The organism is Burkholderia sp. GW821-FHT14F03 (assembly GCF_058803765.1).
In genome coordinates this window covers 1-13599 of sequence record NZ_JBXAPG010000085.1, presented here as the reverse complement: position 1 = coordinate 13599, position 13599 = coordinate 1, and the positions used below count along the sequence as shown (strand labels likewise).

At 68.3% G+C, this 13599-nt stretch carries 12 protein-coding genes; 3 read left to right on the top strand and 9 right to left on the bottom strand.

The features are described 5' to 3' along the window. The 6 genes from AC1RQF_RS32360 to AC1RQF_RS32335 all read right to left on the bottom strand — a co-directional run. Positions 1 to 982: amino acid ABC transporter permease (locus AC1RQF_RS32360; protein WP_492874162.1), on the bottom strand; the 982-nt coding region annotated here is incomplete at its 3' end. 25 nt (positions 983 to 1007) lie between these two features. After that, a complete protein-coding gene (locus AC1RQF_RS32355) occupies positions 1008 to 2330 on the bottom strand; it encodes an LLM class flavin-dependent oxidoreductase (RefSeq protein WP_273996441.1) in 1323 nt (440 codons plus the stop codon). 27 nt (positions 2331 to 2357) lie between these two features. Continuing rightward, entirely contained in the window at positions 2358 to 3359 is a 1002-nt protein-coding gene (locus tag AC1RQF_RS32350; RefSeq protein WP_273996442.1) for an LLM class flavin-dependent oxidoreductase, read from the bottom strand. Between the two features lie 27 nt (positions 3360 to 3386). Then, on the bottom strand, positions 3387 to 4328 hold the full coding sequence (locus AC1RQF_RS32345; protein ID WP_492874159.1) for an ABC transporter substrate-binding protein: 942 nt from the start codon (positions 4326 to 4328) through the stop codon (positions 3387 to 3389). 65 nt (positions 4329 to 4393) lie between these two features. Beyond that, on the bottom strand, positions 4394 to 4945 hold the full coding sequence (locus AC1RQF_RS32340) for a GNAT family N-acetyltransferase (RefSeq protein ID WP_273996443.1): 552 nt from the start codon (positions 4943 to 4945) through the stop codon (positions 4394 to 4396). 254 nt (positions 4946 to 5199) lie between these two features. Continuing rightward, positions 5200 to 6225, bottom strand: a complete 1026-nt coding sequence (locus tag AC1RQF_RS32335) for a succinylglutamate desuccinylase/aspartoacylase family protein (RefSeq protein WP_273996444.1) — start codon at positions 6223 to 6225, stop codon at positions 5200 to 5202. A 310-nt stretch (positions 6226 to 6535) separates the two neighbouring features. Between AC1RQF_RS32335 and AC1RQF_RS32330 the strand changes: the two genes are divergently transcribed. Both AC1RQF_RS32330 and AC1RQF_RS32325 read left to right on the top strand, forming a co-directional pair. Next, complete coding sequence (locus tag AC1RQF_RS32330) at positions 6536 to 7426, top strand: YihY/virulence factor BrkB family protein (RefSeq protein WP_337995262.1); 891 nt, start codon at positions 6536 to 6538, stop codon at positions 7424 to 7426. A gap of 368 nt (positions 7427 to 7794) precedes the next feature. After that, entirely contained in the window at positions 7795 to 8979 is a 1185-nt protein-coding gene (locus AC1RQF_RS32325; protein WP_273996445.1) for a porin, read from the top strand. 698 nt (positions 8980 to 9677) lie between these two features. Here the strand turns inward: AC1RQF_RS32325 and AC1RQF_RS32320 are convergent. The 3 genes from AC1RQF_RS32320 to AC1RQF_RS32310 form a co-directional block, all read right to left on the bottom strand. Further along, positions 9678 to 10121 (bottom strand): HU family DNA-binding protein, encoded by a 444-nt coding sequence (locus tag AC1RQF_RS32320; RefSeq protein WP_252983550.1) that lies wholly within the window; start codon positions 10119 to 10121, stop codon positions 9678 to 9680. Between the two features lie 472 nt (positions 10122 to 10593). Continuing rightward, on the bottom strand, positions 10594 to 11481 hold the full coding sequence (galU, locus tag AC1RQF_RS32315; RefSeq protein WP_273996446.1) for a UTP--glucose-1-phosphate uridylyltransferase GalU: 888 nt from the start codon (positions 11479 to 11481) through the stop codon (positions 10594 to 10596). Positions 11482 to 11700: 219 nt separating this feature from the next. Then, positions 11701 to 11844: a hypothetical protein gene (locus AC1RQF_RS32310; protein ID WP_273996447.1), complete on the bottom strand. Its 144-nt coding sequence runs from the start codon at positions 11842 to 11844 to the stop codon at positions 11701 to 11703. Between the two features lie 194 nt (positions 11845 to 12038). On the opposite strand from AC1RQF_RS32310, the gene AC1RQF_RS32305 reads away from it, so the two are divergent. Beyond that, on the top strand, positions 12039 to 13205 hold the full coding sequence (locus AC1RQF_RS32305; RefSeq protein WP_492874154.1) for an acyltransferase family protein: 1167 nt from the start codon (positions 12039 to 12041) through the stop codon (positions 13203 to 13205). Positions 13206 to 13599 lie beyond the last annotated feature (394 nt).

The window sequence follows — 13599 nt, the reverse complement described above, 5'->3', positions numbered from 1 at the left end:
CGGGTGTCGGGGCCGGCGCCAAGGCGGCCGGCCGCCGCGCCGCAGCACGGCGCGCGCGCCACGCGTCGAGCAGCGACGGCGGCGGATTGCGCAGCGCGCCGCGCGCGAAGTGGCGCTCGACCTGCGCCTGGATCACCGACAGCACGGTCAGGATGATCAGATACCAGACGGTCGCCACCATCAGCAGCGGAATCACTTCGAGATTGCGGCGATAGATGACCTGCACCGTGTAGAACAGCTCCGGCATCGCCAGCACGTACACCATCGACGTCCCTTTCGCGAGCGTGATCAGGTCGTTGAACGCGGTCGGCAGGATCGCGCGCATCGCCTGCGGCAACACGATCCGCCAAACCTGGCGCGCGCGCGGCAGGCCGAGCGCGGCGGCGGCCTCCAGCTGCCCCTGGTCGACCGACAGGATCCCGCCGCGGATCACCTCGGCGGAAAACGCCGCGTGATTGAGCGTGAGGCCCAGCACCGCGGCCAGGAACGGGCCCACCAGTTCGGTGGTGGAAATATCCACGAACGTGAGGTCGGTAAACGGCACCCCGAGCCGGATATGCTCGTACAGGTAGCCGAGATTGTTCAGCACCAGCAGCAGCACGATCAACGGGATCGAGCGGAACAGCCAGATGAAGATCCACGCGCTCGCCGCCAGCACCCGCGAACGCGACGCGCGCGCGAGCGCGAGCGGCACGCCGAGCGTGACGCCGAACAGCGCGCCGAGCAGCGTCAGCCACAGCGTGCGCGCGAGGCCGGACAGCACCGGCTCCGACAGGAACCATTCGGCGAACACCGGCCAGCCCCAGTTCGGGTTGCCGAACAGCGAATGCAGCACCAGCGCGATCAGCACGACGCCGAACACGGTGCCGGCGGTGCGCGCGCGATGGCGGGCCGGCACGATCCGGTAGCGCGCGGCGTCGGCGGATGCGGTCGCGCCCAGGGCGGGCAGCGCGCCGCCGACGATCCGGGTGGTATCGCTCATCGTCCATTCCCTCCTGTCGACCGGCTCAGGCCGGTTCGTAGTCCGCGTGGCGGCTCGTCTTGCGCGCGAGCCCGAGGTGGTCGCGCAGCGTGCGGCCGGGCAGCGTGCGCTGGTAGCGGCCGCGCGCCTCGAGCGCCGGGATCACCAGCTCGGCGAAATCGTCGACGCCCTGCGCCTGCACCGGAAACCCGAGGATGAAGCCGTCGGCCGCGCCCGCGTCGACCCAGCGGATGATCTCGTCCGCGACCTGTTCGCCGGTGCCGATGAAATCCGGGCGCGGCGTCGCGACGGCCAGCGCGATCTCGCGCAGCGTGAGCCCCTTCGCGCGCGCGTCGGCCTTGATCCGGTCGGTGGTCGAGCGGAAGCTGTTGCGGCCCAGCTCGCCCAGTTCGGGAAACGGCGCGTCGAGCGGGTACTGCGTGAAATCGTGGTGATCGAAGAAGCGGCCGAGGTAGGCCAGCGCCTCGTCGATCGTCAGCAGGTCGCGGATCGCGCGGTACTTGTCCTCGGCTTCGGCGGCCGTGCGCCCGACCACCGGCCCGATCCCCGGAAAGATCTTCACCTCCTCGCCCCGCCGGCCATGATCGCGCGCGCTTTGCCGCACGCGCTGCGTGAACGCGTGGGTCTCGTCGAGCGACGGCGAATGCGTGAACACCGCGTCGGCATACTTGCCCGCGAGCGCGATGCCGTCGTCGGACGAGCCGGCCTGGAAGATCACCGGCTGCCCCTGCGGCGAGCGCTGGATGTTGAGCGGCCCCGCGACCTGGAAGAAGCGGCCCGCGTGATCGAGCGTATGCAGCTTGTCGCGGTCGAAGAAACGGCCGCCCGCGCGATCGCGCACGAACGCGTCGTCGTCCCAGCTGTCCCACAGCCCCTGCGCGACGCTCAGGTATTCGTCGGCGATCTCGTAGCGCAGCGCGTGCTCAGGATGGGTCGCGCCGTAGTTCTTCGCGGTGCCTTCGAGCGGCGTCGTCACGACGTTCCAGCCGGCCCGCCCCCCGCTGATCACGTCGAGCGACGCGAACTGCCGCGCGACCGTGAACGGCTGGCTGTACGACGTCGACACCGTGCCGGCCAGCCCGATCTTCGAGGTCAGCGCGGCCAGCGCGGACAGGATCGAGATCGGCTCGAAGCGGTTCAGGAAGTGCGGGATCGATTTCTCGTTGATGTACAGGCCGTCGGCGACGAACGCGAACGCAAAGCCGAGCGCCTCCGCCTTGCGCGCGATGTCCGCGATGAACGCGAAATTGATGCTCGCGTCGGGCGGGTTGCTCGGGTGCTTCCACGCGTTCATGTGACTGCCCCCGCCCTGCAGCATGATGCCGAACGGGATGGATTGCTGGGTCATGATGAGGTCCGCTTGCCAAGAAGAGGGTCAGGCGCGCGCCGACTGCCGCGCATGCGCCAGCAGTTCGACCGATTCGAGACGCGCCGCATAGTCGGTCACCGGCGAGTCGACGACGAATTCGTCGACCCCGAGCCGCGCGCTCAGCGCCGCCAGCTCGCGATGCACGTGGTCGGGCGTGCCGGCGACGATGTGCGGCCGCAGCTCGTCGATCCGATAGTCGGCCGCGCCGCTTTGCCGCGCGAATTCGGCGGCGGCCTGCGCGCTGCCGAGATTGAAGCTCTGCCCGCCCGCGAGCTTCAGCTTGTAGATGCGCAGCGCGCCGATCAGCTGCGCCGCGCGCGCCTCGGTCGGCGCGACCACCGCGAACAGCGCGAGCAGCGGCGAGCGGCCGCTCGCCTGCCGGTAGGTGTCGAGCGCGCGCGCGATGGTGTCCTCGTCGCCGTTGAAGTGGCCCGCGTAGCAGAACTGCCAGCCGAGCCGCGCCGCCAGCGCCGCGCTGTCCGGCGAGCCGCCGAGCAGGATCCGTTCGGGCGGCTCGGGCGGCGTCGGCATCGCGAGCGCGCCGGCGAGCGGATGGTTCTCGTCGACGCCCCAGTCGAGGAACGCGTTCAGCTCGGCGAGCTGCGCGTCGAAATCGGCTTTCCTGGCCTTGTCGTGGCGCGACTGCAGCGCGCGCGTGGTGAGCGGCAGCCCGCCCGGCGCCTTGCCGACGCCGAGATCGACGCGGCCCGGCGCGAGCGCGGCGAGCAGCTTGAAGGTCTCGGCCACCTTGAACGGACTGTAGTGCTGCAGCATCACGCCGCCCGAGCCGATCCGGATCCGCGAGGTATGCGCGAGCAGATGCGCGACGACGATCTCCGGCGCGGAACTGGCGAGGCCGGCCGCGCCGTGGTGCTCGGCCACCCAGAAGCGGCGATAGCCGAGCTGCTCGGCGCGCCGCGCGAGCGCCACCGTGAAACGCAAGGCATCGGCGGCGCTCGCCCCGTCGGCGAGCGGGCTCTTGTCCAGCAATGAGAGGGCGTAGGTCATGGGCGTCGGGGAGAAGGTCGCGGCGGGTCAGCGCTTCGGCAAGCCGGGCGGATTGGTCCGGGCGCGATCGATCGCTTCCGAGCCCAGGCTCCAGCGGTCCAGCACCTTGCGGTACGTGCCGCCCTGGATCAGGTCGTTCACCACCTGCGTGAGCGGCGCGGCGAAACCGCTGCCCTTGCGCGTCGTCGCGGCGATGTCCGCGGTGCGCGGCCAGCCGCCGCTCAGCGTGCCCACGAGCCGGATCCGGCCGTGCTGCACCGCCGCCTGGTACGCATAGATCGAGTTGACGCTGAAGATCGCGTCCGCGCGGCCCGACTGCAGCGCGACGCCCGCCGTCGCGCGGTCGTCGTAATACTGGACCGCGACCGGCTTCAGGCCCTTCGCGACATTCTCACGGCTCCATTCGAGCAGGATCTTCTCCTGGTTCGTGCCCGAATCCGTGATCACGCGCAGCCCGGCCACGTCCTTCGGCTCGCGGATCGCGGCGATCCGGCTGTCCGACTTCACGTAGAAGCCGACCAGGTCCTGCCGATAGCTCGAGAAATCGAATTTCTCCTTGCGCTCCTCGGTGACCGTCACGTTCGAGAGCACCACGTCGACCCGGCCCGAGTCGAGCGCGAGCGGCCAATCCGGCCACGCGAGCGGCACGAGCCGCAGCTTTTTGCCGAGACTGTCGGCGATCAGCTGCGCGAGATCCGCGTCGAAACCGACGACGGTGCGCGCATCCGTCGCGTACGTGCCGAGCGGCGGATCGCTGGGCGAAATGCCGACGGTCAGCGTGCCCGCCTCGACGAACTTGAAGGATGCGGGCACCGTGCGGATCGCGGCCGGATCGGCGGCGACGCGCGGCCGCCCCGGTTGCTCCGGGCTCAAATCGAAACTGACCGCCCACGCGGCCGCGCTCGCGCCGACCAGCACGGCGGCGAGCGCGACGCGCATGCGTCGTCTCGGGATATGGGTGACGTTCATCGGACTCCCCTGTCTGCGCGGATTGGAATGATCGGAAGGCGCGCGCTGCACGCGCTCGGCGGCGCTCAGCGCGGCGCGGCGGCCGGCTCGGGCGCCCATAGGTCGGCCAGCGTGCTGGTGCGCCCCGGCTGCGCGAGATCCTTGCCGAACGGCAGGTGCTCGTGGATCTCGGGCGCGGTGTCCGGGTCGTACAGCGCGGCGTAGCCCGAGTCGAGATACAGCGCCCAGGCCTCGGGCTGCCGGAACCCGGTGGTCAGATAGAGGCGGTCGTAGCCCAGTCGCGCGGCGCGCTGTTCCAGCGCCGCCACGATGCGCTTCGCAAGCCCCTGGCGACGCAGGTCTTCGCGCGTCCAGATCCGCTTCAGCTCGGCGGTCCGCGCGTCGTAGCGCTTGAACGCGCCGCCGCCGATGGTCTCGCCGTCGCGGATCAGCAGGATGAACGCGCCGTCGGGCGGCGCGAACAGCGCGGCGGGATAGCGCGCCAGCTCCTGCTCGGCCCGGGCGCGACTGTTGTCTCGATAGTCGTGGTAGCGGGTCGCGTATTCATCGGTCAACGCGTCGACCAGCGGGCGGGCACGCGGGTCCTCCGATGAGACATCGATGATGCTGTCAGCCATGATCGCAAGCTCGGTTCGGGCGTCGTGGGGAGACGGGAGCGGAACCGCTCCGCCCGGCGTCGCGACGCCATCGTTCTTTTTCACCAATCAACCGGCCGCCCGCGACAACGACGCGTCGCCGCGCGGCCCTGATCAGCACCTTACCGGCCGCGCGCGCAACGGCTAACCAAGCAATTTCGATAAGAATATCGAGGCGACGCTGCACAAGACATGCCGCGCGCCTTCATCGGGCCGCGCGCGCCGAGGCGCGGCGTTCAGCGGCCGGCGTCGAGCGGCTCGGCGAGCTGGAACAGGCAGTCGCCGCGCTGCGCCTGGGCGGGATGCCGCTGGCATACCACCTCGCCGCTGCCGGCGAACCGGTAGACGACGGGCTCGCGCAGGGGCGTGTCGGGAAAGTGCAGGCGCGCGGCGGGCTGCCCCTCGCGCACCTGATCGCCCAGCGCGACGAGCGGCTCGTAGAGCCCCTTGTCGTAGGCGTAGACATGATGGCGCGCGCCGTCGATGCGCATGAAGCGCGTGACGACGGGCGGCGCGGCGGGCACGAGCGGCCCGCTCAGCGCGCCGACGAAGCCCAGGAAATGCAGCAGCCCGTGGCGGCCCTGGCGCAGCAGCGCCGGATCCGCCGTCGCGCCGCCGCCCAGCTCCGTCAGGATCGACAGCGCGCCCTGGCGACGCGCCGCCGCCGATGCATGAACCGGATTCGGCGCATGCAGGAAGGCGTTCGGCAAGCCGAACGCCGACAGCAGCGCGCGCACCCGCGCCGTTTCCGCTTCATCGCGCGGCAGCAGCGCGAGCAGGTTGCCGCCGTGATAGCGCAGCGAACTGCCGCCCGAATGCAGGTCGACCAGGTATTGCGCGCGCGGCAGCAGCGCCCGTTCGAGATAGTCGGCGATCAATGCGGTCGGGCCGCCCGCCGGATCGCCGGGGAAGCTGCGGTTCAGGTTGCCGCCGTCGAGCGGCGACACGCGCAGGCCCGCGTCCGCCGCGGGGAAATTCGCCATCGGCAGCAGGATCAGCTGGCCCGTCAGCATGCTCGGCTCGATCTCGCGGATCAGCTCCGACACGATGATCTGACCTTCGTATTCGTCGCCGTGATTGCCGGCCATCACGAGCACGACCGGGCCGTCGCCGCGCCGGATCGATACGATCGGGACCGGAATCCAGCCGTACGCGGAGCGGTGCACGGAATGCGGCACCCGCAGATAGCCGACCTGCTTGCCGTCGGTGTCGAGATCGATTTCGCAGTGGATCGGGTTGCGCAAGCGGGCAGGTTCGGTCATGGTCGGCATCGCGTGGAGGCATCCTGGCGAAGGGCCGGACGGCGCGTGTTCGCAGGGACGCGGTTCGGGGCGGCGGCGCGCTGGTTTGCGCGCGCCCGGGCGTGTCCGATACTAGCGGGCCGGCGCGCCGCCCGCCAACAATCGCTCGTCACATCGATATCAGCGCGCACCCGTCCACAGCGGGCACGAGATCTGCTTGACGATGCGCGCCGAGCCCGGCCGGCCGCATCCCGATCTAAACTTTTCCGCGAAAGATGCGTCCGACAAACCATGTCCCTCTCCGCGCCGCCGTGCGCAGCCGACCTTGCCGATGAAGTCACTGATTCCCGAACAACCCCAGAAGCTCGTCCGCCACAACGTCAATTGGGCGATGAACGCCTTCCAGCGCTTCGCCGCCGATCGCTGCACGACGATGGCGGCGAGCATCGCGTTCTACGCGGCGTTCTCGCTCGCGCCGATGCTCGTGATGGTGATCGCGGTCGCCGGCTGGTTCTTCGGCGACGACGCCGCGCGCGGCCAGATCTTCAGCCAGGTGCACGAACTAATCGGCAACGAGGCCGCCGCCAGCGTGCAAACCATCGTCGAGAACGCGCATCGCAGCGGCAATCGCGGCGGCGTCGCCGCGCTGATCTCGTTCTCGATGCTCGCGATCGGCGCCTCCGCGACCTTCTCGTCGCTGAACACCGCGCTCAGCATCATCTGGCCCGCCACCGAGAAGCGCGCCTCGTCGGTGCTCGGGCTCGTGCGGGTCCGGCTCATCTCGTTCGGCCTCGTGCTCGGCGTGGCCTTCCTGCTGATCGTGTCGCTCGTGCTCGACACCGCGATCACGTTCATCGGCCGCTGGCTGTGGGGCGCCACGCCCTACGTGGTGATCGGCAACCTGCTGCAGTTCACGGCCGGCATCGCGGTGCTCGCGGGCGCCTTCACCGCGCTCATGAAGTTCCTGCCCGACGCGCGCATCGCGTTGCGCGACGCGCTCACGGGCGGCATCGTCGCCGCCGTGCTGTTCTCGGCGGGCAAGAAGCTGTTCGCGCTGTACCTCGCGCATGCGGGCACCGCGAGCGCGTTCGGCGCGGCCGGCTCGTTCGCGGTGCTGCTCATGTGGCTGTATTTCTCGGCGGCCGTGCTGCTGCTCGGCGCGGAATTCGCGGCGGCGCGCGGCGCGGCGGCGCGCGCGCAAGACGGCGCCCCCGCACGCTGACGCATGGAAAGCAGCACAGGCTGCCGCGCGTGTCCAGCCATCCTGCACGCGACGCGCGACGCAGCGTTAATTTTGCGTGTCCCGGGATCCGCACACGCAAACGTTCGCGCGCGTGAAATCGTGTGACGGAACCGTGCGCGGCGGAACGACACCATTCGGCGTCATCCGCTAACGCAACAATCGCAGTGCATCAATCCGTCAATATTCCGATTTCAGGAATATTACGTAATGTCGTTGATATATAAGGACTTTCGGTCCTTGTCACCTTTTGGAGACACTTTATTTTTTTCGGGTTCTTGCGTCTGGTGCGGTGCGCTATTCTCCAAAACGCAACAAATAACGACTCACTCGCGTGGAGAAACCTACCGATGAAGAAACTCGCGTTATCTACCCTCTCGTTGGCACTCATGGGCGCGGCCGGCGTCGCGCATGCGCAAAGCAGCGTCACGTTGTATGGCGTGATCGACACGTCGATCACGTATGTTCACGGTAACGACGGCCAGGGCAACAACGCCTGGCAAATGGGCAGCGGCAACCTGTCCGGCAGCCGTTGGGGCATGAAGGGTACGGAAGATCTGGGTAGCGGCCTGAAGGCGATATTCCAGATCGAAGGCGGCTTCAACTCGGGTACGGGCGCGCTCGGCCAGAGCAACAGCAGCACGCAGCGGATCTTCGGCCGCCAGGCGTTCGTCGGCCTGCAGAGCGACCAGTACGGCACGGTCACGCTGGGTCGCCAATACGACCCGCTCGTCGACCTGGTGCAGCCGGTCACGGCCGACAACTACTTCGGCAGCGTGTTCGCCACGCCGGGCGACGTCGACAACAACGATAACAGCCTGCGCGTGAGCAACACGGTCAAGTACGCGTCGCCGGTGTTCTCGGGCCTCCAGTTCGAAGCGTTGTACGGCTTCGGCGGCATCGCGGGCCAAACGGGCGCGGGCCAGACCTGGTCGGCCGCGGTCGCCTACAACAACGGCCCGATCGGCCTCGCCGCCGGCTACTTCCGCGCGTCGAACCCGTCGCCGGCGACGGCAGCCCTGCGCAGCAATTCGTGGGGCGGTTCGTCGGATCCGATCTTCGACGGCCCGATCAATAGCGGCTACCAGAGCGCGAAGTCGATCGGCATCGCGCAGGTCGGCGGCCAGTACGTGATCGGCCCCGTCACCCTGGGTCTCGGCTACAGCAACGCGCAGTACAAGTCGGACGGTTATTCGCTGTTCACGTCGACGCAGAAGTTCAACACGGGCCGCGCATTCGCTGCGTTCCAGGCGACTCCGGCACTGCTGCTGGGCGTCGGCTACTCGTACACGAAGGCGAACGGCAACACGGACGCGAAGTACCATCAGGTGTCGCTGGGCGGCGACTACTCGCTGTCGAAGCGCACCGACCTGTACCTGGTGGGCGCGTACCAGCACGCGAGCGGTACGCAGTTAACGGTCAGCAGCAGCGGCGTCGTCAGCACGCAGACGGCGCAAGCGTCGATCGGCTCGTACGGCTACGCCGGCACCAGCTCGCAGGAAATGGTCGCCGTGGGTATCCGCCACAAGTTCTAAGCATCGCGTCGACGGGCGCGCGCCGGCTTCGGGCGCCCCGTATCGCGGTATAGACAGCCAAGGGCATGCGCCCTTGGCTGTTTTTTTGCGCGCGCACCGACGCCGTTCTGCCGTTCTGCCGTTCTGCCGTTCTGCCGTTCTGCCGTTCTGCCGTTCTGCCGTTCTGCCGTTCTGCCGTTCGTGGCGTTCGTGGCGTTCGTGGCGCTCGGTTGGTGAACGGGCTGACGAGCGCGTTGGCGAACGGAATAGCAAGCAGGCGGGAAAACGGGTTGGCGAGCGAGGCGAGCGGTGTCCAAGACCCCAGTCACATCACCCGACGCCTGGCCGGCCCCTCCTGGCGCGTCCCGATCATGTCGCCGGCATGACACCGGAATCCCGCTTCGGAACACCCATCGCGCCAATCCTGCCTCTCGACGCCAGCCACTCCACTCGCCATGCAATCGCGCGGCGCCCCCTTCCGCGCGTTGCGCCTGCCCGCGCGCGCTGCCGCCCGGGACGCCCTCCGCACTGACGGGCGGCCGCTCCACCGTCACGTGCGCCGCGCCGGCGCGGCGCGCCGCCGATCCGGCCGCGCTGCCCCAAAATGAGCGCGCCGCCGTCGCCGCGCACATAAAAAAATCCCCGCGCGCCAACGGCACGCGGGGATTTTTTCGGACTGCGGGCAGCGACCGGACGAGCCGGCAACCCCTGCAAAATCCTTAGGCTGCTGCGTCCTTCAGCTTCTTCAGCGCACGAACCTTCACGCGAACGCTTGCCGGCTTGGCCGGGAACCAGCGCTCTTCACCCGTGAACGGATCCTTGCCGAAGCGCTTCTTCTTCGCCGCCACGGCTTGCGCGGTGACCTTCAGAAGACCCGGCAGCGTGAATTCGCCGGCGCCCTTCTTGTGGATCGAGCCGAGAACGACGTTCTCGAGCGCCGCGAGCACTGCCTTCACCGCCTTCACTTCGACTTCGGCGCGTTCCGCGATGTGCGTTGCGAGCGAGGCCTTGGTGAACGAGTCCTTGATCGGCGTCAGAGCGGCGGGCGCCTTCGCGACAGCCTTCTTGGCCACTACTTTTTTCGCGGGCGCTGCTTTCTTTGCAGCCACTTTCTTGGCCGGTGCGGCAGCCTTCTTAGCCACCTTTTTTGCGGAAGTCGCCATGTTTCTCCTACCAGGTGTGGTCGTTGGATACACGAAGCCCGCACGACGCAAGCTTCAAGGCCGGATTCTACAAGCGCCGCGCCGCTTCGTGCAGCACTTTTGTGTGTTATCCCCGGGTTTCCCGCAGGTTTTGTTGCGCGGCACTCACTCCCGGTCCGTTTCACCCCTGTAAAAACAGCGTCTCCACTGCAACCGCACACGCCGTCCGCCGCGCGCCGCTCGCAGCAAAATCGGCGCGCCGCGCATGACGCATGCGGCGCGCCGTCGCTCCGCACGACCGTCGACACGAGCAGCGCGCGGCGCCCGCGCATCGGGCGACGCGGCACTCGCGCGCCCGCCTCGACGCAACCGGCGGCCCAACCACCCGCCCCGCCCCCGCGCCGTCCACCGGTTCCACGCCCAAGCAAACAGCCCCGACGCACGCGCCGGGGCCGGGCCCATCGCCGCCTCGCGGCGGGACAACACGGGGATGCTAGGCGACCGCCGCGAGCGCCGGCAGGCAGGTACGCAGGTACGCCTCGAAATCGCGGCTCACTTCCGGGTGCCGCAGCGCCAGCTCGACGGTGGCCTTCAGGTAGCCGATCTTGCTGCCGCAATCGAAGCGCGTGCCGTAGTAGCGGTAGGCGAGCACCTGCTCCTCGGTCAACAGCGACTGCAGCGCGTCGGTGAGCTGAAGTTCGCCGCCCGCGCCCGGCCGGATCCGGCGCAGGTGCTCGAAGATGCTCGGCATCAGCACGTAGCGACCGACCACGCCGAGATTCGACGGCGCGTGCTCGGGCGCCGGCTTCTCGATGATGCCCGACAGCTTGATCACGTCCTCCTCCCACTCGCGGCCCTCGACCACGCCGTACGCGCGGCTGTCCTCGCGCGCGATGGTTTCGACGCCGATCACCGAGCTGTGATAGTGGTTGAACACGTCGACGAGCTGCCGCAGCACCGGCTGCTCGCCGTGCAGCAGGTCGTCGGCGAGGATCACCGCGAACGGCTCGCCGTGCACCAGCTTCTCCGCGCACAACACCGCATGGCCGAGGCCGAGGGCGGCCGGCTGGCGGACATAGAAGCAATCGACGTGGCTCGGCTTGATGCCGCGCACGAGATCGAGCAGCTTGTCCTTGCCGCGCGCCTCGAGTTCCGCCTCGACCTCGTAGGATTTGTCGAAATGATCCTCGATCGCGCGCTTGCTGCGCCCGGTCACGAAGATCATCTCGGTGATGCCCGCGTGGATCGCCTCCTCCACCGCATACTGAATCAGCGGCTTGTCGACGACCGGCAACATCTCTTTCGGGCTCGCCTTGGTGGCGGGCAGGAACCGCGTGCCCAGCCCGGCGACGGGAAACACGGCTTTGGTGACTTTGAGCATGGTCGCATTCCGCATCGGTTGTCGGCCTCGCACCGCGCGCCGCACGGCAGCCGACGCACACGCCGGCCGCCCCGCGCATCGTCGCGCCCGGCGCACGCCATCATTCATCGAATCGCGTCGATCCTCGCATTCGTTCAGGACCGCGCCTGAATCCGGTTGATCTTGCCGATCAAATGGCCGGGAAGCAAAGAATTTACCGGACTGCACGAGTCGCGCCGATCATTCGAACTCCTCGGCATAGGACGCACCGTCGTAACCCGGATCGAAGCGACTGATCGGCTCGTTGCGCAACGCGTCCCGGTACGCCGAGAGCACGGCCAGGATGAGCAGAACGACGCCACTCGCCAACCAATGCATATCCATCGTGGGCTCCTTGGGTCTATCAGCGAGCCTTCAAGCTATCAGAAAAAAATCGACAAATAATTGGCGCGCAGGGTGTCCGCCGCACGCCGCGCAGCGTGCGCGCCGAGGCATTTTTTTTCGTTCATTGCACGATTTCTCGCGCATTACGATGGCCTGCCCATCGACACCGTTCTTCGTGCAAGGAGCGAGACCGCATGTCTGTCGCCGCCCTCTCCCCGCTCGCGCGGGCGAATGCCTTCGCCCTCGACCGGAAGGAGCACCTGATCGACGCGCTGCGCGGATTCGCCGCGCTGCTCGTCGCCTATTTCCATTGCCGCCAGGTCGTGTGGGTCGGCATCCAGCAGTTTCATCGGGTGCACGGCCACGCGATCGGGCCCGACGTGCTGCTCGGCTACCTGACCTTTCCTATCGCCTGGGGCTCGGCGGGCGTACCGATCTTCTTCGTGATCAGCGGCTACTGCATTCATCGCAACGCGGCGCTCCGGCTCGCCGCCGATCCAACCTGGCGGCTCGACACGGCGAATTTCTGGGCGCGCCGCTTCGCCCGCATCTATCCGGTGCTGCTCGCCGCGCTCGTCGTCACCCTCGCGCTCGATCTCGTCAGCCTGCAGTACGAGCCGGTCAGCCACAAGATCCGCGCGCTCGGGCCGCTCGCGTTCGCCGTCAACCTGCTGTCGCTGCAGGGCGTCGCCGGGCCCGCCTACGGCTCGAACGGCGCGCTGTGGACCCTGTCGCTCGAAGTCCAGTTCTATGCGCTCTACCCGCTCGTGTTCGCCGCGCGCCGCCGCTTCGGCCTCGCGCCCGTGCTGGCGGGAGTGGTGCTCGTCAACGTCGCGTCGGCGTGGTGGCTCGAACGCCATGACCTGCAGTTCTTCACGTCCTACTGGCTCGCCTGGATGCTCGGCGCGTGGATTGCGGAGGCGCGCGCGCGAACGCCCGGGCGCCGGCCCTCCGCGCGCTGGTACGGCGCGGGCATCGCGCTGCTCGCGCTCGGCTGCGGCGCGTTCCGCTACGGTCAGTACGGCGCGTTCCAGCTGTGGGCGGCCGGCTTCGCGTGCTGCCTGTACCCGGCGCTCGCGCACCCGCCCCGTCCCAACGCGGTACTGCGCGCGCTGTCCGGCTTCGGCGCGTTCAGCTATTCGCTGTATCTCGTGCATCTGCCGCTGTTCGTCTGCATGGCGTCGCTGCTGTACCGTTCGACGCCGCAACTGTCGATCTGGCCGTCGTTCGGCCTGATGGCGCTCGCGCTGCCGTTCGCCTATTTGTTCTATCGCGCGGTCGAACTGCCCGCGATGCGCTGGTCGGCCAGCTTGAAACCGCGGCGCGTCCGCGCGCCGGAGGCGTCCCGCATGACCGTGTGAGCGCCTCGCCGGATTGCGCGCGAAGTTGGTCGGGATTGCTCGGGATTGCTCGGGGATTGCTCGGGGATTGCTCGGGGATTGCTCGGGGATTGCTCGGGGATCACTCGGGGATTGCTCGGGGATCACTCGGGGATCGCTCGGGGACCGCTCGGGGATTGCTCTGGAATTGCTCTGGAATTGCTCTGGAATTGCTCTGGAATTGCTCTGGAATTGCTCTGGAATTGCTCGGGGATTGCTCGGGGATTGCTCGGGGATTGCTCGGGGATTGCTCGGGGATTGCTCGGGGATTGCTCGGGGACCGCCCAGGGATCGGCCCAGGGACCTGTCCGCATTTTTGTGGGCGAGGCGGTTGAACAACCCGTGATCAGCGGGCTTGCGTAAATCGCTCCCCGAA